General features: G+C 68.1%; 11 protein-coding genes and 2 pseudogenes. 5 read left to right on the plus strand and 8 right to left on the minus strand.

Annotated elements, in window-relative coordinates; translation table 11 throughout:
• Nucleotides 1–242, minus strand: a pseudogene (locus ABZ016_RS16480) (site-specific integrase); the annotation flags it as partial.
• Between the two features lie 220 nt (nt 243–462).
• Between ABZ016_RS16480 and ABZ016_RS16485 the strand changes: the two are divergent.
• Nucleotides 463–627: pseudogene (locus ABZ016_RS16485) on the plus strand (pirin family protein); the annotation flags it as partial.
• A gap of 159 nt (nt 628–786) precedes the next feature.
• Here the strand turns inward: ABZ016_RS16485 and ABZ016_RS16490 are convergent.
• The 4 genes from ABZ016_RS16490 to ABZ016_RS16505 all read right to left on the minus strand — a co-directional run bounded on the left by ABZ016_RS16490 (nt 787) and on the right by ABZ016_RS16505 (nt 7454).
• Nucleotides 787–5574 (minus strand): CHAT domain-containing protein, encoded by a 4788-nt coding sequence (locus tag ABZ016_RS16490; RefSeq protein WP_356917311.1) that lies wholly within the window; start codon nt 5572–5574, stop codon nt 787–789.
• A gap of 79 nt (nt 5575–5653) precedes the next feature.
• Nucleotides 5654–5902 (minus strand): hypothetical protein, encoded by a 249-nt coding sequence (locus tag ABZ016_RS16495; protein ID WP_356917312.1) that lies wholly within the window; start codon nt 5900–5902, stop codon nt 5654–5656.
• 151 nt (nt 5903–6053) lie between these two features.
• Nucleotides 6054–7004 (minus strand): hypothetical protein, encoded by a 951-nt coding sequence (locus ABZ016_RS16500; RefSeq protein WP_356917313.1) that lies wholly within the window; start codon nt 7002–7004, stop codon nt 6054–6056.
• A 3-nt stretch (nt 7005–7007) separates the two neighbouring features.
• Entirely contained in the window at nt 7008–7454 is a 447-nt protein-coding gene (locus ABZ016_RS16505; RefSeq protein ID WP_356917314.1) for a hypothetical protein, read from the minus strand.
• A gap of 135 nt (nt 7455–7589) precedes the next feature.
• Between ABZ016_RS16505 and ABZ016_RS16510 the strand changes: the two genes are divergently transcribed.
• Nucleotides 7590–11030: a CHAT domain-containing protein gene (locus ABZ016_RS16510; RefSeq protein WP_356917315.1), complete on the plus strand. Its 3441-nt coding sequence runs from the start codon at nt 7590–7592 to the stop codon at nt 11028–11030.
• A 241-nt stretch (nt 11031–11271) separates the two neighbouring features.
• Here the strand turns inward: ABZ016_RS16510 and ABZ016_RS16515 are convergent, their stop codons facing one another.
• Nucleotides 11272–12594 carry a hypothetical protein gene (locus tag ABZ016_RS16515; protein WP_356917316.1) on the minus strand — a complete coding sequence of 441 codons (1323 nt, stop codon included), beginning with the start codon at nt 12592–12594 and terminating at the stop codon, nt 11272–11274.
• Nucleotides 12595–12692: 98 nt separating this feature from the next.
• On the opposite strand from ABZ016_RS16515, the gene ABZ016_RS16520 reads away from it, so the two are divergent.
• The 3 genes from ABZ016_RS16520 to ABZ016_RS16530 all read left to right on the plus strand — a co-directional run bounded on the left by ABZ016_RS16520 (nt 12693) and on the right by ABZ016_RS16530 (nt 14528).
• Nucleotides 12693–13277: a transposase gene (locus tag ABZ016_RS16520; RefSeq protein ID WP_356917317.1), complete on the plus strand. Its 585-nt coding sequence runs from the start codon at nt 12693–12695 to the stop codon at nt 13275–13277.
• Between the two features lie 450 nt (nt 13278–13727).
• Nucleotides 13728–14216, plus strand: a complete 489-nt coding sequence (locus tag ABZ016_RS16525) for a GNAT family N-acetyltransferase (RefSeq protein ID WP_356917318.1) — start codon at nt 13728–13730, stop codon at nt 14214–14216.
• 39 nt (nt 14217–14255) lie between these two features.
• Complete coding sequence (locus ABZ016_RS16530) at nt 14256–14528, plus strand: hypothetical protein (protein ID WP_356917319.1); 273 nt, start codon at nt 14256–14258, stop codon at nt 14526–14528.
• 592 nt (nt 14529–15120) lie between these two features.
• On the opposite strand, the gene ABZ016_RS16535 is transcribed toward ABZ016_RS16530, so the two are convergent.
• Both ABZ016_RS16535 and ABZ016_RS16540 read right to left on the minus strand, forming a co-directional pair.
• Entirely contained in the window at nt 15121–17337 is a 2217-nt protein-coding gene (locus ABZ016_RS16535) for a glycoside hydrolase family 3 N-terminal domain-containing protein (protein ID WP_356917320.1), read from the minus strand.
• 506 nt (nt 17338–17843) lie between these two features.
• The gene (locus ABZ016_RS16540; RefSeq protein ID WP_356917321.1) at nt 17844–20153 is read right to left on the minus strand and encodes a glycosyl hydrolase family 65 protein; all 2310 of its coding nucleotides are present in this window, start codon (nt 20151–20153) and stop codon (nt 17844–17846) included.
• Nucleotides 20154–20170: the final 17 nt, after the last annotated feature.

Genomic DNA, 20170 nt, shown 5'->3' on the forward strand with positions numbered 1-20170 from the left:
CGGCTGCCCAGGAGTGGCAACAGATGGATGTTCAGCAGCGACTCCAGGTGCACCACCGACGCCGGCCCCAGATCCCGCTGGGCGGCCTTCCACTGACCCGTGTACTCCTCGAACCGCATCGCCCCGTACCTCGCGATCCGGTCCGCCTTCGCCTGACCCCGCGGCGCGGCCTTCTTCGCGTTGTAGACCTCCGTCAAACGCGCGATCGCCTTGTCCTGGGTCGCGAACCCCGACTCCTTCACCTGCCTCCCCGCCGCCGACCGATACCGGACCTTGTACGGATGAGGACACTTCGACCACCGCGACCGCGGATGCTCACACTCCTTGAAAAACGACCCCATCCCACGAACCAAGGCATTGGAACTCACGGTGGCAGACTCCTCCAGGACCGATGCTGACAGTTTGCTAACCGTCAGCGGTCCGGAACGCTGCTGACCTGCGCTGAAGCGCGCGGGATTCGCTATGTTCTGGAACTGGATCGGGCGGACGCAGGAGGAGATCGAGCAGGCGCGGCGGGACTGGATGGAAGGGACACGGTTCGGTGAGGTGAAGGGGTACGACGGCCTCCCACTGCCTGCTCCTGCGCTGCCATCAGTGCCGCTCAAGCCGCGCGGAAGGGCTCGCTGACCTGTAGGAATGGCTGACGGACTGGTGAAAGTCAGTCGGCCGGCCGTCCTTGCGTTGTCCCTCATAGGTTTCTTGCGGGTGCTCATCGCAGTCTGGGTGACCGACGGACGGATTCCGAACCTGCGCGTGCCCGCCCCAGAGGACCAAACACTGAGCCGCTCAGGCGCCGGTGTGCAGGTGGGCGGCCCAGGTGCTGACCAACAGAGGATAGGTGTCGCGGAGGTCGCGCTGGGCCTTGTGCAGTGCCAGAGCCACGTCGCCGGGTCCGGGGCCGGACTCGGTGAGATGGCCGTAGAAGGCCGTGGCGATCCGGAGGGCGGTCGTGTCGTCCACTGGCCACAGGGTGCCGATGACATGAGGGAAGCCCGCGAGTTGGAACGCCGATGTGAGGTGGATGGCTTCGTCGAGCAGGGTATCGGCGGCGGTGACGGCCGTACTGCAGGCGGAGAGGTAGGCGAGCCGGCCCTGTCCGAGGTTGAGGGTGTTCAGATGCCGCACGGTCATGGGAGCGGAGGCGTGGTCGGTGAGGAGCAACGTGCTCTGCGAGGGTTCCGTCGGATGGCACACGGCATGGCAGGCGAAGTGGACGATCGGGTAGTCGGCCAGGTGCTCCATGACCTGGGCGCTCGTCGCGTCCGTGAACCGGAGGGACGCGGGAAGCCGGGACTTCAGTACGTGGGCTTCCTTATCGGCGCAGCTGAGCGGGGCGTTCATGCCGGGGGTCGTCGGCATGGAGATGATCAGCGCCTTGTCGAGTGGCCGGTGCTGGCTTCTGTCGCGCGTGCGGGAGTGGTCGAGTGCCCGGACGCTGGGCGAGAAGGAGGAGACCACCCGGTCCAGTACGGTGCGGCGATCGGGGGCGTCGAGGGCCTCGTCGTGATGGCCGGCTGCGTGCAGGGGGAGCTGCCCGAGCAGACCGCCCGGTATCCACCACACTCGGGGCCATGGGGCTGATGTGCGGTACGCGGAGTCGATGCCGAGGCGGTGCAGCACGGGACCGGCCGCATTGTCCCAGAGCCATGCCAGAACGGTCCGCATACGTCCTTGGGCGCCCGTGCGTTCCCCGGCTCTCAGCTGCGGGTCGGTGGCCTGCGTCAGTGCATGCTGGAAGGCCCGCACCTGATGTCTCACGGCATGCGGAGTGAGCGTCGGCAGCGCCAGACTCATGATGCCGTCTGCAGTGATGATCAGGGCATCGCTGCGGTAGTCGCTCACGTTGTAGACGACGATGGGTCCTTGGGCTGCCTGGGCTGCCAGCTGCCGCAGGGTCGGCGGCCGCGCGAACGAGGCGAAACCGGGCTGCCTGCGGATCTCCTGCAGCACCTCGGTGAGCTCTTCGGTCAGGCGGCGACTGTGCTGGGAGGCTCGGGTCGCTGAGCTGGTTGCTTCTCCTTCCACCTCGCCTTCGCCGTCGGGGAGATGGAGTGCGGCGCGCAGCTCTACGAAATGGTGGGCCAGTTGTGGATGGTGTTGCCGCAGGAGGGCGATGTCGCCCCGGACCTCCAGGGCCTGGCCGATCAGTACCGCACGGCCCGACTCCAGCAGGGTCAACGCCTGGTAGGCAGGCGGCTCCTGCGTGTCCGCATCCGCGGTGCGGAGCGTGAGTGCCGCGGCGTCGGCCACCAGGCCGGGGAAAGCGGACAGGGCGCTTTCCTGCAAGGCGCGCGGCCGATGCCGAGGGGCCGTGTCGGGGAGCAGTCGCATCGCATTGGTGAGCAGTTGGGTGGCATCCCTGGGGCGGTCGGGGGCGCAGAGTGCGGCGGCGGATTGGGCGGCGTGGAGGCGCAGATCCGGCGGCGCTGTGGGGACGGCCGCCGCCTGCGTGTACGCCTGGATCGCCGCTTCGCGGTCGGCCTCATCGCGCTCTTGTTGGTGGCGTTGGAGCAGCAGTGCGGCCAGCCGTGCCAGGTCGCAGGCGTGTGCCGCCCGCGGTACCACGGTTCCCGCTACGGCACACCGGGTAGCCTCGATGGCCGCGTCCAAGGTCGTGCTGTCCTGGGTACGTAGGTGAAGCAGCCGTAGCAGCTCTCCGAGACTTGACTGACACACTGTCCGATCGGGATCTCCCTGGGGCAGGTCGTCAGTCACGGCGCGGTAGGCACGGATCAGTTCCTTCAAGTCCTCGGTGGATTGTGCGGAGTCCGGGGTCCACCAGTTGATCAGTGCCCCGTACAGGTCGCAGCTGGGATGGCCCGGGAGCACGTAGGCCCGTGCCAGGTACACCTGCAGGAGGGCCGTCGCCCCGTCCTCCTCACGCCCGGTCTGTTCGAAGACGCGCCGCAGCGCGCAGGCGAGGTTGAAGTGGAGCCGGCCCCGCAGGCGGCACCGCCGGCATTGCCCACAGCCGCCATCTGGAAGCAGCTCGCTCAGGTGTCTCAGCGAGGCGATCACGCCGGTGAGGTCCTCTTGTTCGCCCGTCCGCTCGTACCGTTGCCACAGTGCATCGGCCAGGAAGCAGTGGTGCGCGGCCCGCTCCGGATTGTTGAAAGGGGTGGCCGCCAGTGCAGTGCGCATGGCGCGTACGCCCGCGTCGAGCTCGTGCAGGTCACCGGAGCGCTCGTAGGTGGTGAGTAGAGCGCAGGCCAGCAGTTGGTGTGTGTACCGCGCAGGCACGGATGGCTCCGGTTGTTCGAGTGCCTTGTGCTGTGCGTCGATCAGCGTCTGGACGCGCAGCGCACCGTACGGGCGGGTGGCGGGGTCACGGAGCTCGTGCCTGAGCGCCTCCAGTGAGGCGTCGTAATCCAAGTGGCCGGCGGCCGTGGTTGGTAGGTTGATCGGCTGCAGAACGGCTCTGTAGGCGTTGATCAGCTCCTCTACCCCGGCCAGGCTGCCGAGGGCGGCCGGCGACTCACGCAGGACTTGCCTGAAGCGCTGCGCGTAGAGCCATCCGGGGGTCCCTGGAGGCACGTTGTCCAGAGCTTCACCCACCTGGGTCAGGAAGGGAATCAGACCTTCGTTCCAGCCGGGCGTCTCCGTATGCGCCACCCCCAGTCCATCGACGAGGACGGGGTAGGGAGAATGTGGCCAGCTGTCCGCCTGCATGAAGAGCCGGTCGGCGGATGACTCATCAGGGGACGGATTTCCTTTCGTGGCCGTGGCCCCGGCCCACGCGTCCCGCCAGTCCCGGGTGAAGGTGAAGCGCCACCGGTATGCCCCACGAAGAATGTGCTCCAGCACACCGACCCGCGGGGTGCCCTCTTCGGCCCACTGGAGGGCCGCGCTCAGTACGTCCACCGCCTCGTTCGCGTCGGACGGGTCGTTGACGTCTTCGGACCGCAACAGCAGTGCGATTCCAAGGTTTTGGGCGTGCAGCGGGTATTCCGGGTCCTCCGTGCCGCCGGCATCCAGCAGCAGCCGGTTGATGCGGATCTCCGCGTCGAGGTCCGCGGTGCTCCGCGTCAGGTGGTGTCGGAGATGATGGGCGCCGGCGAGGTCGTGCAGGAGCGAGGGACGTAAGGGGTGATCGGGCGGAGCTTCGTCGACTGCCGTCTGGGCGGCGGCCACCGCCTTGTCCATGTCGTCAGGCCGGCGTCCCGACCATTGCGCCCGCTGGCCCAGGGCCGCCCCCACATGTTTCAGGGCGTCGAGTCGTACGGTCCGGCCGGGCGCCGAAGCCGCCGCGGCCGACCCGTACAGTTCGATGGCCTTGTCAAGGTCCGCTGGTGATGCCAGGCGGCTCGCCCGTGTCTGCAGGATGCGGCCGTGGAGTAGGAGAACGTCGGCGGTCGGCGGCGCGTTGGCGGGCAGATCACGCTCGATGGTCTCGAGTAGCGTGATTGCTGCGTCGAGGTCCTTTGGCCGGCCGGTGATCTCGGAGCGGCCCGCCATGACGGTGACGAGATGGCGCAGGGAGGGGACGTACAGCGGGGACGTGATGCGGACGGTGTGGACGAGGGCGGTGAGTGCGTCGATCAGCTTGTCCAGGTCGGGCAACCGTTGGTGAAGCTGGTACCGCGCGGACAACAACTCGGCCAAGGAGCTGATCTCGTCGATGCGCAGGACGTCCGGGTGGTCGACCGGTGCATGGTCGTTCAGCTCCTGGAATGCGTTGATGGCGTCCTGCAAGTCGGTGGCAGACCGGAACCGTTGGTAACGGCTGTTCAGCGCGGTGGCGAGGTCGTGGAGCCGGGACTGTCGATCGGGGGCGGACTCGTCAGCCGCCAGGGCTTTGCACGCGGCTCGTACGGCCTCGTCGAGTTCTGTCTTCCCTGCCATGTGCGCTAGTCGCAGGCGCCGCGTCTGGCGACGCTGGAGCTCCAGCTGGGTGGCCATCGGGTGGTCTGGCGGTGTGATCCCCTGAGCCGTGCGGAACGCCTCGTCAGCCGCTTCGAGGTCCGCTGTGGCGTTATTGGCGCGAAAGCGCTCGATCAGGCAACTGGCCAGCACGGACATGCCGGGGGCTTCATGGCCATGGCCCCGCGGAGTGGCTTTGACGATGGCGCGGCCCACGTCGATCAGGAGGTCCAACTGCTCCGGCGTATACGTTCCGCCCGCGGGCAGCACCCGGGCGATGATCTCCTCCCGAGCCCCAGGCGCCGCCAGCTCCAAGCTGCGCGCCCACAGCGACACCAGCTCGCTGGGCGGAGGACCGGCCGAACCGGCGATCGTCTCCTCCAGCCGACCGGTCGCCGACCGGAGAACGCGCGCGGCCAGGACCGGCACCACGGATGCCGGAAGGTCTTCCCGTCCAGCGACGTAGCAGGGCAACAGCAAATCCTGGGCCTTCGCGGCGTTTTCCATGGCGTCGCGCCAAGGAAGGAGGCGACTGCGGTACCAGTGGAACAACCCCAGCGTGAAGTGGCACCTGAGGTCGGCATCGGCGTTGAGGAGAGCGGCCAACGCAGCCGCCTCGCCTTGGGCGCCTTCGTCCAGCAGATGCGCAGGATCACCACTGGTCCGGAAGCGCTGCAACCGCGCTTCCATATCCGCGAGGAAGTCTCGTTCCACCGCCCCGTCACCCCCCGGTCACAACGATAACCAATCATCCCATGACAGGATTTGGCAGACCATCCCGCACTCAGCCCGGCTACCTTTGCCGGGGACAGCCGACCGTCAGCGGGATGAGATGACCCTGCCCCTGGACGAGCAGGGTCATGGCCTGCCCGGTCCGGGCGTCGAGGGGACCGGTGTGGTCGAAGCCCAGACTGCGGGCCAGGTCGCCCGCGTGCAGTCGGGTCGCCGTCTCCACCAGCAGGGCGTATGCCTGCACCGCCCGGCGCCCTCGCTGCCGTGCCGTGAGGAACAGGCCGGCGACCAGGAGGAAAGCGGCCCCCACAGATAGGCCACGGCGTCGTAGAGCACGGCCCAGCCGGCCACTCGGCAGGTCCAGGCCGCACTCCTGCCGGTAGGACACACCGCCCTGAAAACGGATTAACGGCCGACGGCATCCGCGGCGGCGCTCGTCCTGGTCGGGGCTGCATCGGCCTTCAGGGAGACAGACAGTCGGGTGTGGACGCGGGCGGGCGGGCGTGCAGCAGGTGAGTGAGGGTGTCACCGAGTTGGGGAGTGAGGGGGCCGACGTGATCGATGCCCAAGTGGCGTGCGAGCTCAACCGCGTGCAGGCGCGTGGCGGCTTCGCGTAGCAGCGCGTCCGTGGCAACTGCGGAACGAATCCGGTATCGGGCAGTGAGCAGAAGTGTTACCGCAACCGGGGCCGCGGGCCACCACCAGCAGGTGAGTGCAGCGTAGAGCACGGCCCAACCACCGAGCGTAGTGGCGCGCGTCAAGTCCTGACGTGCCATGGTGATCTCGGCACGTGCGGCGTCGGGCAAATGGAGCCACAGATGAGGCCAGAGGGTACCCAGGTCGAGATGGTGGTCACGATCGAGGCGAACGGCCGTTGCATGGACGCGGTCCCCGCTCCAGGTCGGCCGGTCCGGCCTTTCGGGAGCGATCCGGGAGCGGGTCTGATGGGCGGCGCGCCACTGAGCGGAGTCAGGAGGTGCGCCTCCATGGTGCGTGCGACGGGCTCTCGCCACGCCTGCCTGGTAAGCCGAGTGGGCGCTGTCCCAGCGCCGTCGACGCTTACATACACGATGGTCGGCGATCCATCGGAAGGGCGCAGGCCAGTTGCGCCATCCGACGGCGAGTGCGACGCGCTCGACGAGGGAACCGAGTGCCTGAGCGGTGATGCCCGCCAGCGCCGCGCCCGCGAGCACGGCGGCCACCACCACCACCTGGCCGCCGGCGGTGGACGCGGCGGGAGCCTTCGCCCAGCCGCCGATCCGGTCGGCCAGTAGCACCACGTCGAGTGCGTCCGACTGTCCGAGCGTGAGCGCCGCTGTGGCGACGGCGAGGTACAGGGCCCCGGGTAGGACGAGCAGAGACAGCCAGCGCTCGGCGAGTTTCTTGCCGAGTTCTCCCAGGAAGCCGCCCACGGATCACAGCCTCGTGCGGATCATCTCGTGCCCGCTTATGCGGCAACGGAGCAGCGGCTCCGGCTGCGGCCAGGGGCGACCGGAACAGATGCGCATCGGGCACTTGTACCAGAGCTCGAGCGGCTCCTCGTCGTGCCCAGGGGGCAGCAGCGATCGTCGCTGCTGCCCGTACAGCCCCAACGCGTCGCCGGCGTTCAGTAGCGCAGCATGCAGGCGATCCAGCGCGGCCGCCAGGTCTCCGTCGCCGGTCACGGCGCTCAGCACAGACCCCAACGGCGTGTCGTCACCGTTGTCAGCGTCCCTTAAGACCTCACGAATTGCCTCCCGGGTCGCACACACGACCGCGAGGCCATCGGCAGCTCGCTGCGGCAGATCCCTCATCATGTCCCCCTCCGACGGGCCGGGCCCGGACATAGCCAGGTTTGTGAAACGCATCAGATGATGAATCATCCGATCACATCCGCCCAAGTCATCGAATCCTAGGTCACATTCGGCTAGCGTCGCTGCCATATGGCGAAACGCGGGGGGCTTGTGCAGGAGCGAAATCACTGGACCGCGTGCCTTGAGTCCCGGCTTGCACGGGTAGTGGCACAGCACGACGTAACGGCGGTACTGGATCCGGCCGCTACAGAGGCAGCCCGACGGCTGTCCGCCCTACTGAGCGATGACGACTACGACGTCCGGGCCCGGTACGCGTTGGCCTGGTTCCACTGGTACCGCTCGGTCGCCCTGCCCGACGAGCAGGCTCGAGGACATCGCGAGGGGGCAGTCGCCTTGTTCACGCTGTGCTTCGTATCGGGAGTCCACGACATTCCCCCTCCTCTGCTGCCGGACGTTGCAGACGCCGTACAGCCTGTGGCCCGCACTGTGCTGCAACAAGCTGTCGACGCACAGCACCCCGGTCTCCTCACCGCTGCCGTGACCCTCTGGCAGTCCGTCGTGACCGTCACCAGAGCAGACCATCCCGATCTGCCCGAGCGACTGTCGAACCTGGGGATCGCGCTTGCCGGCCGATACCGAAAGACTGGTGAACCGGACGACCTAGCGGCAGCGGTCGTGGCAGGGCGGGCCGCCGTGGACGCGACGGCCATCGACCATCCGAGGGCACCCGGGCGATTGGTCAATCTCGGCGGCGCCCTCATTGCCCAGTACGAACGGACGGACGCGGTCGCGGACATCGATGCAGCGATCGCCGTGGCCCGGGCAGGGGTGAACGCCGCCCTGCCGGGCCATCCCGACCGCGCGGCAAACCTGACCCATCTGAGCCTCGCGTTATCAGCGCGGTTCGAGCGCACCGGGAACGCGGAAGACCTCCTTACTGCCATCGAGGCCGGTCGCGAGGCCCTTCTGATCACGCCCGAGGGTCACCCGCACCGGCCGGCGCTGCTCTCCAATCTCGGCGGGGCCCTCAGGGCGAGATTCGAGTTGACTCAGGACCCAGCCGACCTCGATGCCACGTTGGAGGCGGACCAGACGGCCTTGGACGCCACCCCCGATGACCATCCGGACAGGGCCACCCGGCTGCTCAACCTGGCAACCACGTTGCGGCTCCGATCGGAGGCCAGGGGCGACCCAGCAGCCCTGGACGCCGCCATCGAGGCGCACAGGGCAGCACTGTCGAACATCCCGGACAACGATCCCGTCCGGGCCGAATCGTTCTCGAACCTAGCCGTGGCGCTGGAGCGGCGATACCGGCTGAACGGAGCCCTGGCAGACCTCGACGGTGCGGTCGAGGCCATGCACGCCGCGGTCGCCTCGATGCGGGCCGATCACGTCACATGGGCGGGCAGTCAGTCCAACCTCGCCGTGACCCTCAAGGCACGGTTCGCGCGACTCGGCCATCGGGCGGACATCGACGGGGCTGTCGAGGCGGCCCGAAACGCCGTCGACGCCACCCCGGAAGGCTCCCCCCGCCGCGCCGGACGCCTGTCGAACCTCGCTATGGCGCTGGAATCCCGGTTCACACGATTTGGGGACAAGTCAGACATCGACGAGGCCGTCGAGGCTACCCGTAGAGCTGTCGACGACACCCCCTCCGAGCACCCCGATCAGGTGAAGTGGCTGGCCAACCTCGCCGGGGCGCTGCGGGAGCGCGCCGCTCGGACCGGCGCCGCACGGGATATGGACGAGGCCGTCGACACAGCCCGGGCCGCGCTGTCCGCCGCCACCCGTGAACGCGACCACCCGCACCGAGACGAGGCACAGCTCACCTTCGGTCTGGCCCTGAGCGTTCGATATGCAGCTGCCCGGGCTGAGGCAGACCGCGATGTCGCGTCGACCGTCCTCGCGGGCGTACTCGAACGCGCCACTGCCGTGCCGCTCCTGCGCGTGTTCAGCGGCATCACCGCGGCGCAGCTGATCGCCCCGTCCAACCTCGGGCGGGCGTCCGACCTGCTCGAACACGCGATCACGCTGCTCCCGCTGTTGACGCCTCGGCACCTCCAACGAGGTGACCAGCAGCACGCTCTCGCAATCTTCACCGGGCTGCCTGCGGAATCCGCAGCACACGCCCTGTCCGACGGGCGGCGGTCCGAGGACCGGCGAGCTGCCCGAGCCCTGCACCTGTTGGAAACGGGCAGAGCCGTTCTCCTCAACCAGTCACTGGACACTCGAAGCGACCTCAGTGCCCTCCGCCGGGAACACCCTCAGCTCGCGGCACGGTTCGTGGAATTGCGCGATCTGCTGGACAGCCTCCCCGACACTGTGTCCGCCGGCGCCGAAGAAACCTCCCCCTGGCTGCATCGCTCGGCAGACCAGCGGCGCAATGTCACAGCCGAGTTCGAGACGATGCTGACCCTGATCCGCGATATCGACGGCTACGCCGACTTCGCACTCCCCCTGAGCGAAGAAGAACTGATCGCCCAGACCAAGGACGGGCCCATCGTCGCCCTGAATGTCAGTACCTACCGCAGCGACGCTCTGCTTCTCACGGCAGACGGCATCACGTCCCTCGAGCTTCCTGGCCTGCCGCGCTCAGAGGTGGTGGAGCGGATCACTGCGTTCCGTCAGGCACTCCGCTCCGCGACGGACGGAACGACGCCGACCAGCAGACGACGTGCCCAGGCCGACATCACTGACACGCTCGCCTGGCTCTGGGACGCCGTGGCAGAGCCGGTGCTCCGGGCTCTGGGCCATCATGGGCCGCCCCCGCCCGGCGCGGAGTGGCCACGCATCTGGTGGGCGCCCGGCGGCCTGCTGAGCGTCCTGCCTCTGCACGCCGCAGGTCATCACTCGGACCCATCGGACGATCCGCGGTGCCGGACGGTGATGGACCGGGTCGTTTCCTCCTACACCCCGACCGTCCGCTCCCTGCGGCACGCCCGCCGGACCGCAGGCACCACAACGGATTACGTACAGGACCGCGCGCTGATCGTCGCCATGCCCGTCACGCCAGGCGTCCCCGGGCGCCTGGAACACGTTCCCGCCGAAGTGTCCATCGTCGGCGACCTCCTGCCCCACCATGTGCTGCTCATGGAAAAGGAACGCGGACGTTACGCGGACAGCGACACGGCACGAGACAATCGCACCGAGGCCCAAGACCTCCGCCCTACTGGCGAGAACGTCCTGTCACAGCTGCCCCGGTCTTCCATCGTCCACTTCGCCTGCCACGGTGACGACCATCCCTCGGATCCCTCCCTGAGCCGACTGCTCCTCCTCGACCACGACACGAGCCCGCTCACCGTGGCCCAACTCGCGCAGCTAAAGCTCGGACACGCCCGTCTTGCCTACCTGTCCGCATGCGGCACGGCCCTCTCAGCCGTGCCTGAACTGTGGGACGAAGCCATTCACCTCACCAGCGCCTTCCACTTGGCAGGCTTCGCACATGTGGTGGGCACGCTCTGGGAGATCAATGATGCCTACGCCTGCAGGTTCGCTGAGCGCTTCTACAAGTACCTCTTCGCACAAGGCAAGGCGCTCGCGACCGAGAACTCGGCTCTCGCCCTGCATCACGCCGTGCGCGCCGCGCGGGATGAACTGCCCCGGCTGCCCTCCTTCTGGGCGGCATATCTCCACGTTGGCGCCTGATTGCCCAGCGAGCACCAGGAACTGAGGTCCCCGGGGCCCGGTGGCGGCCCAGGCGCGCGAGCACACATCCTTGCAATCCCGCCAACGGCCCCCCTCTTCGGCGTCCGGTCCGGAAGTAACGGCTCGATCCGCGCCCACTGGGCGCCAGCCAGCGACATGCCCAGATCGACGTCCGACTGATCCAAACGAATCTGCCTAGGCGCTGTCCCGCCAGGTGGATGGCCGGTTGCCGTCTGACCGGTTACTGCATCAGTTCGGTGTGGGGATGCTCCGGCGAAGTCGGGCAGACGTAGAGCTGCTGTATGTATCCGCTGCCGATTTGGACCGCGGTCGGTTGTCTCGGGTCAGGGTCGGTGAGGGGCGGCGTGGCGCGGCCTTCAAGAGGGACACGACCACGGACGTGCACCTCAATGCCTTTGGCTAGGAAGAAATCGATCACGGTCTGATCTTCCGGGCGAGTATGCGTGGAGGACGCCCTGATGCGGGCCTGATCTTCGTCAGGGGCCCAACTGCGGTTGCTGTCGTCCCATTCGAAGGTGGCGATGGCCAGCAGCGGGTCCATCTTGGTGTCGCAGGCGAGGCAGAGCTGGGGATCGGGATCGGTGGGGCCCGAGGAAGCCCAGCCGCCGACTTTCCAGCCAGGTGCGACGGACAGGTTGTTCCGGTAGAACCTCTCCGGGTCGGGCGCGTAGGAGCTGTCCACACCCGCGTCGGCTGCCTGCCACGTGCTCCAGTCCCCAAGCGACTCTCGCACCTCCTTGCTCAACTCCATGGGGTTGGGGTACTCGGTGATCTGCTCCGGGTTGAGCAGGCACGGCTCGGGCAGGTAGCTGTCCGACTTCACTGCGGGCGGTTCCGGGGGCGTGGTGAGCATGTCGGTCACCGTGGCTGCCGACCGCCAGAACAGCGCAGTCCTGGGCATGATCGGGTGATCGAAGGGGCACCACAGAACCTGAAGCAGGTCCGCCCCGGCCGGTGCGTGCAGATCAGGCACATCCCGCACGTACAACTGCGCAACGGGCAGCATCGCTAAGGATCCCTCATACGGCTGGGCGACCGCCGGCTTCAGCGGAAGCCCCCGCCGGGGACGGATCCGGTCAAGGGTCTCTTCCTCCTTCGGGGTCAGGCTCCGGCCTCGCGTGGCGGCACGGAGCCGCCGTTCCAGCCGCACATCCGCGGGGGACATCGCCGGGTTCAGTCCGTTCACTTCATGAGGGCCGTCGCAGTGGGGCCAGGGCTCGTCGGCGGGCCACAAGAGCGGCCCACCGACCGAACTGTCGCGTGGTGACGGAGCCCCGGGGTAGGGGTGCAACCGGGTTGCTGTGCGTGCCAGCGGAGCCAGTTGGGGGAAGACCGCGGTGACGTCGACCGGCCGCGGCGGGGTGGTACGGATGGCGTTCATAGCGGCGATGCTGCCAGCAGCCGCTGACAATGGCGCACCGATCCGCGCCCACTGCACATCAGTCAACGGCACAACCCGATCAACGACCGGCTGATCCAAACGGAACTGCCCAGGCGTGATGTGGTGTGCCAGATCGACTGTCCGGAGATCTTCGAAGATCACGCGCGTCTCTCTGTAGAGCTGGTCGCGGCGTGTGCCCGGAGCAGTGAGGGTGAACGCTACGGGCCGCCCTGCTGGCTCAGCACGTCGAGGTGTACGAGGTGAACCGGCCCGACCGCACAGCCCGCCGTCTGCTCGGAAAGTCGGACCCGCTCGACGCACAGGCTGCCGCGCGGGCCGTGCTCAGCGGTCGCGCCAGAGCCCGGGCAAAGACCGCCGCCGGTCCGGTGCACAGCGCCCGGATGCTCAAACTCGCCAAGGACTGCGCGGTCAAGGCCTGTACCCAGGCGATCAACCAGCTCAAGGCCGTCCTGGTCATGGCCGACCCGGCTGTGGGTATCGGCCCGGACAGCGCCGTCACTCTCCTGATCACCATGGGAGACAACCCCGAGCGGTTGAGCACCGAGGCGTCGTTCGCCGCCCTGTGCGGAGCCAGTCCCATCGAGTACTCCTCGGGCCGTCGCAGCTCGCGTCGGCTCAACCACGGTGGCGACCGTCAGGCCAACGCCGCCCTGCACCGCATCGTGTTCACCCGGCTGCGCCACGACCCGCGCACCCAGGCGTACTACGGACGCCGCACCCGGGAGGGCAAGACCCGTCGTGAGATCATCCGATGCCTCAAGCGATACGCCGCCCGAGAGGTCTTCAACCTGGTCAGAACCGTATCCAGCACCCCCGCGTTATAGGGGCGTCCGTGCGACGAGAAGTCCCGCGGGTGCGGCCTGGCGGGGCTTCCGAACAGGTGGGTTACAACGCCGGCGCGGGCGCCGCTGCACTCGGTTGTCCTCTTGGGAGCCACCCGAAGCAAGGACACAGCGACGGCACGCGTTATACGGCCGATGCGCCACACACGGCCCAGGGACTTGGCGCGATCACGCAGGACACATCCGTTTGCTAACAAAAAGTCCAGCGTCTCCTCGCTGCGGCTGGCCCAGGGGAAGCAGCGGTTGACGACCCTGTTCTCCGGTTCCTCCGCGGTTCGGGCGTCCCAGTTGCTGTCGGCAGGCGGCCGATGCGGCGGTAGTGACTTGGTCGATCGGGGCCTGGGCAGGCGGTTCCCGGGAGCGGTGCAGGAATCCTGCCCGAGCAGCCGACCCGCCGCACGACGGCACGCCCCGGTGCGAAATACTCTCCCGATGAGTTCACGCAACTCCCCGATCAGCCAGCCGATCACGATTCGGAGGGCCGTTGCGCGGGATGCCAAACGGCTCACGCGGCTCGTGCGTGGCTCAGGCGCCTACGCGGGTAAGTACGCAGCCGCAGTCGCGGGCTACCGGGTCGGGCCTGATTACATCGAGGCCCACCGCGTTTTTGCGGCCGTCGGCGCCGACGAGCATGGAGGCCGGCTCCTCGGGTTCTACTCGCTCGTCCTCGCTCCACCGGAGCTCGACCTGCTGTTCGTCGCCGACGAAGTGCAAGGACGGGGTATTGGACGGTTGCTCGTCGCGCACATGCAGTCCGAGGCCCGTGCCGCCGGGCTCGACCGTGTCAGGGTCGTGTCGCATCTTCCCGCCGAGGACTTCTACCACCGCGCGGGTGCGGTGCGGATCGGGACCGCGCTCGCGAACCCGCCCGCCATTCCGTGGGACCGTCCCGAATTCGAGTTCCGCGTTTCTTCGGAATGACGATGATCAGCGGCAAGGCGGGGCCGTAGCACAGAGGTAATGCGCCGCGACATCATCTCGGAGGACGTCGGTTCAAATCCGACCGCCCCGCCCTCAGCTCAGATCGTCGAACACGCGGTGGAACGGTTCCTCCTTCCCGCCGAACGCGCCGTACAGGCTGCCTTTGCCGAGCCTGGTCGCCTCGGCGCTGTCTTCCAGAGCGAAGAACAATCACCGCAAATGGCGTCACTCCTCGGCTCGACAGGCAACCGAAGCCAGCCGTGCAACATGTGCACAAAGGATTCTCTGGGGGAAAACTGTGGTGCTACGTGATTCGACGCGGATCAGTGCAGCTCAGCGGTTGTGCAGGGGACGATAGCGCGTGCAACACATGTGGTGCTATCGCTGGATCGGGCGAACGAGCGATGGCATCACGTCGTACGTGGCGCCGCATGACATCAGCTCCGATCGGTAGACGTCCGCGGCGCAATGGCCGTGGGGAGATTCAGAGCGCCGACCGGGTGTCCCACTTCTTCCGTCACCAAGCGGCGGAGCTGCGGGCGGAAGTACCCGGGTAGCCGGTGCGGCACAATCGTCGACGTCTTCATGGCAGACGCACAGGACATGCCGGACGAACGGCCATGGCCCGTCCGAGCATATGGGTGGGGACCAGGGCCTGTCCGGTCGGCGGGGAGGAACACCGGACAGGCCCTGGTGGATTCGGGGCGTCAGGGCGCAGGTCCCTGTGCAGCAGGACACAGGCGTCGGGAATTGGGATCGGCTGGTCTGAGAGGTTGAGCGCGCACAGGAGGTCGTTGCCGCGTTCGAAGACGTTTCGGCTGGACGATGTGCGGTGCCACGCCCTGGTCCCCGATCACAGCGACGAGGCACCGCAGCTCGTTGAACCGTGGCAGGGTGACGGGTGTCATGGCTGGCTGAGAGTGAAACGGGCGCGAAGCAGGTCGGCGGTGCGTGAGCTGTGGCCGACGAGCAGGTCGAACGCTCCGGGCTCGACGATCCGGCGCCCTTCGGCGTCGACCAGGGAGCATGCCGCGGCGGGGATCGCCAGCCGGACCCGCACGCTGTCACCGGGTGGGACCGTGACCTGCCGCCAGGCCTTGAGTTCCCGCTGTGCCCACGTGACGCTCGTGACCACGTCGCTGATGTAGGCCTGCACGGTTTCCAGTACCGGCCGGGCGCCGGTGTTGGAGACGGTGACCTCGGCGCGAACCACGCCGTCCCATGCCACGGCTTCATCGAGGATGGCCAGGTCGGTGTACTCGATGGTGCTGTAGGACAGGCCCTCCCCGAAGACGAAGAGTGGTTCCTGGGTCAGGTCGGCGTAACGGTCACCATGCTGGCCGCGCACCTGGTTGTAGTAGACGGGCTGCTGCCCGACATGGCGTGGCACGGAAAGGGGCAGGCGTCCCGACGGCTCGATGAGACCGAGGACGAGCTCGGCCACCGCCTGGCCGCCTCGCATGCCTGGGTTGAACGCCTCGATCAGCGCTGCCGCCGCCAGCGCGGCGTCGGGGAGTACCGAGGGCTTGCCGTGGAGCAGCACCACGACGACGGGTGTGCCGGTTGCGACGAGCGCCTCGAGGAGGGTGACCTGTCCGCCCTGCAGCTCCAGGGTCGCGGTCGAGCAAGTTTCACCGGTCAGCGCGACGGTGTCTCCGACGACGGCGACGACGTAATCAGCCGCGCGCGCGAGGCTCACCGCCTCCGCGATCTGAGCCTCGTCGACGGGTGCGGGCGCGAACAGGGGCGGACGTGGCTGTCCGTCGGGGTAGACCGGTCCTTGCGGGTCGGGCACGAGGCGCCCGATGTCGGCGCCGCGGGCGTAGGTGACCGTCCATCCCTCGGGAACGGCTGCGCGGAACCCGTCGAGCACCGTCGTGACGGTCTCGCGCGGGTGCCCGTCCGGCATCCAGTCCACCTGACCGGATGCGCCGGCCCAGTCGCCGAGCATGGCCTGCGGGTCGTCGCCGTTGGGACCGATCACGGCGATCGTGCGAGGGCCCCCAGCGGTGGCGGTGTGACCCTGACCGTCTACGGCCAGTCCGCCGTCGAAGGGCAAGGTGCCGTCGTTGCGCAACAGCACCAGGGACCTTCGGGCGAGTTCGAGGTTGAGGGCGGTGTGCTCGGCGCACCCGATCACGTCGGCCTGGCGTGCCTGGTCCGGCACACGGGGATCCTCAAACAGGCCCAGTTCCAGTTTCAGTTTCAGAATCCGCCGGACCGCCTCGTCGATCTCCTCTGCTCGCAGCCGCCCCTGCGCGACTGCTTCCTGGGCGCCCTCGAAGAAGTCCGGCGTGGTCATCACCAGGTCGTTTCCGGCCTGCACCGCGACCACTGCGGCCTCCACGGCATCTGCGCAGACCTTCTGCTCCCACACCATCCGGCCCACGTTGTCCCAGTCGGTCACGAGCGTGCCGGTGAACTCCCATTCGCCCTTGAGGACGTCGTTCAGGAGCCACTTGTTCGCCGTGATCGGGACCCCGTCCATCGCCTGGTAGCCGAGCATGAACGTGCGGCAGCCCTCGCGAGCGACCCTCTCGAACGGTGGCAGGAACCATGAGCGCAGCTTGCGCCGGCTCAGGTCCGCCTCGCTCGCGTCGCGTCCGCCCTGCGTCTCCGAGTAGCCCGCGAAGTGCTTGGCGCAGGCCAGAATCGCTGTCGGGTCGTCCAGTCCCGCTCCCTGATACCCGCGGACCATCGCGGCGCCCAGCTCCCCGATGAGCAGCGGGTCCTCCCCGAAGGTCTCGTTCACACGGCCCCATCGCAGGTCGCGGGTGATGCACAGCACCGGCGAGAAGGTCCAGTGGATGCCCGTCGCGGCGACTTCCACCGCGGTGGCCCGGGCCATGCGCTCAACGAGCTCGGTGTCCCAGGTGCAGGCCATCCCCAACTGCGTGGGGAAGATCGTGGCACCCGGCCAGAACGAGTGGCCGTGGATGCAGTCGTCAGCGACGAGCAGCGGGATGCCCAGCCTGGTGGCTGCCGCCAGCTCGACGGCAGCGTGCATGCGCTCGGGCGAGGCATGCAAGATCGACCCGGCCAGCTTCGTGGCCACGACCTCCTCCAAGTCGCCCCGGGCGTCCAGCTGCAGCATCTGGCCGACCTTTTCCGGCAGCGTCATGCGGGCGAGCAGATCCTCGAGGCGTTCCTCGAGCGGTCTCGAAGGGTCCCGGTAGGCCGGCGAGGTCGTGGCCGCTGAGCCCGCGGGGCGCTCCGGGCCAGAGGAGGACTCCGATCCCGGCCCCCGGCACGCAGTTACCGTGTTCCGGTGTGCTTCTGAACTCATGAGTTCGATCTCCTGGGAAACTGTCGAGACGGTGCATCAGACGCCGTTGCCTGCGGGGGTACGCCTGCCGCGATGGCCTTGGCACGTTGCCGAACCGGTCGGGCTGCGGATGAAGGTGTCGCAGGCGGGCGGCACCGCTTCGCTCAGGGATTTGTGGGCCCCCTTCGCGTCCGCGGGCCACCAGTCGCAGTTGGTTGTTGCGCTGGGCCTGATGCGCCGCCACTTCGACTTCGGTGATAACCAGCTTGCGGCGAGCAGCAACCGCGAGGTGGATGGTCAGGCGGTGGCCGGATTGCCTGTCGCGGTGCTGATGGACGCGGAGAGGGACCGCGAGCTTGCGGTCACGCTCTCCGCGACGCGCCGGCGAGGTCACAGGTGGGCAGCGGCTCGGGCCGGCGGGTTGGCAGGATCAGCGGTGCGCCCTGACGCAGTGGGTGTGTCGCGCCCGCGACCTCTACTTGCGTCGGGAGACCTCCGGTCAGCGTGATCGTGGTGTGCTCCGGGCCGATCTCGACGTCGAACTCGCGTCCCTGCCACAGCATCCGGCGCAGGGTGAGGCCGTCCAGCTGAGGGGGCAGGGTCGGGTCGAGCCTGAGTCGGTCCTCACGCCAGCGCATCCCGCTGAATCCGTAGAGGAAGACCTGCAGGAAACCTCCCTGTCCGGTGGTGAACGTGAACGCGCCTCCGTGACGCTGCTCGGCGAACTGGTTGAACGGTCGGCGTATGAAGGGGTCCACGCTGCGCCGCATGAAGTCGTAGGCGGCGGACCCGGGAGTCCCCAGTGCGGCGTGGGCGATGGAGTGGATGGAGTCGGTCATGGACGGGCCGTCGGGGTCGGTGCGCGGCACGTAGTAGTCGAGATCGTTCCGCGCGACCTCGGGGGGCATGGGGTGCTCCCAGGGGTACTGCAGCATCACCACGTCGGCCTGCTTGATGGTGTCGCCGTCGTAGCCGTCGAACTGCGGATGAATGCCCGGATCCTCGTCGTACGGGGTTCGCAGGCCGTCGGCGACCCGGTCCCACTCGGGGTCCGCGGCCACGCGCACGATCTTCGCTGCCCGGGTGGCGATCCGCAGGGTCTTAGCGGCCGCGACGTTGGTGTACACGCTGTTGTCGACCGGGAAGTGGTATTCGTCCGGACCCATCACCTGCTTGATGTCGTAGCCGCCAGCATCATTGGGAACGGCGGAGCTCGCCCAGAATTCGGCTGCACCCTTCAGCACCGGCCAGGCGTTCTCGGCGAGCCAGTCGCGATCGCCGGTGGCGAGGTAGTACTGCCAGTGGGCGAGTGCGATGTCGGCGGTGATGTGGTGCTCGAGGTCACCCATTTCCCAGCCGGGTGGGGTCTGTTCGTCTCCATGCAGCGCGCTCTCCCAGGGGAACCTCGCACCCCCGAACCCTGTTCGGGTCGCGTACTCCTGGGCTGCGGCCAGACGCTGCTGTCGATAGGTGTTCATACCCGTCGCGATGTCCGGGTGCTGGGCCAGCAGCGCTGGATACATCCAGGTCTCGGTGTCCCAGAAGACGTGCCCGTTGTATCCGTCGCCGGACAGGCCGCACGGGGACAGGCTCCAGTTCACCCCGGCGCGGGTGCTTGCCAGCAGGTAGAACATGCTCGCGCGGACCTGCAGCTGCAGCACCGGATCCCCCAGGACCTCGATGTCGGCCCGCCACAGGTCGTCCCACGCCGCCTTGTGCTCGGTCAGCAGGTCACCGTACCCGGTGTCCGCCGCGGCCGCCGCGGCGGCGCGAGCAGCCGACAGCGGGTCGTCGGAGTCCTGGGAGCTGGCCACGCCGACGTACTTGGTGACCGTGTACGTGCTGCCAGCCTTCACATCGAAGGTCGCCTGCACACCAGCCGACTGGACCTGGTCGGTCTCGAACTCGGCGACGTGTGCCGCCACCCCGGTGGGCAGTTCCAGTCGCGACGCGAGCGCTGCGGTGATGTCCGTGCCGAGCGTCGTCACCGTCTCGTACGACTCGGCCGCCGTACCGTCGTAGCCCTTGCTCGACTGTTCGGTCAGCCTTGCGCTGGTTCCGTCGAAGACCCCGGACACGCGCGCGCTGCCACTCCAGTGCGGGGTGAAGGTGAGCTGGACCGCGGCCACCCGATGCCGGGCCCGGTGGACCAGTACCTGGTAGGTGAGATCGGTGCGGCGGCCCGCCGGTGAGGTCCACGTCGCTTGTGTGGTCAGCAGCCCGGCCCGCAGGTTCAGTGTCTGCCGGTAGTCGCTGACCGCTCCCTGCTCCGGGTCGTCCTGTTCACCTCCCCGCGCCTGGGGCAGCCGGCCGTAGGTGCCCGACTCGTCGGAGAACGCCAGCGTGGACCAGGTCGGGATGTTCGCGTACTTCTCGATCGGGCCGTCCTGGGCGAAGAACCCGGCCAGGTGCGCCTGGGTTTCGATCGGCGTCGTCGCGTATCCCGTCCCCGCCGCGGGGATCCTGCCACCGAAATAGCCGTTGGCGAGGAAGGTCGGCGCGTAGTCGTCGTCGGTTTCGGTGGTGCTGAGCGTCCACCCGGTGTCGGGCCGGGATTCTTCTGTGGCGGTGGTGGTGTGGTCCTCGTGACCGGGAGGGGCGTGCTCGGACCGCGCGGGTGCCGGGTCGTGGGTGGGGTTGTCCTGGTCGGAGGGGTCTTTGTGGGGGGCCATGCGTGCCCTTCTCTGAT

The sequence above is a fragment of the Streptomyces sp. NPDC006372 genome, from assembly GCF_040612515.1.
Classification (GTDB): domain Bacteria; phylum Actinomycetota; class Actinomycetes; order Streptomycetales; family Streptomycetaceae; genus Streptomyces.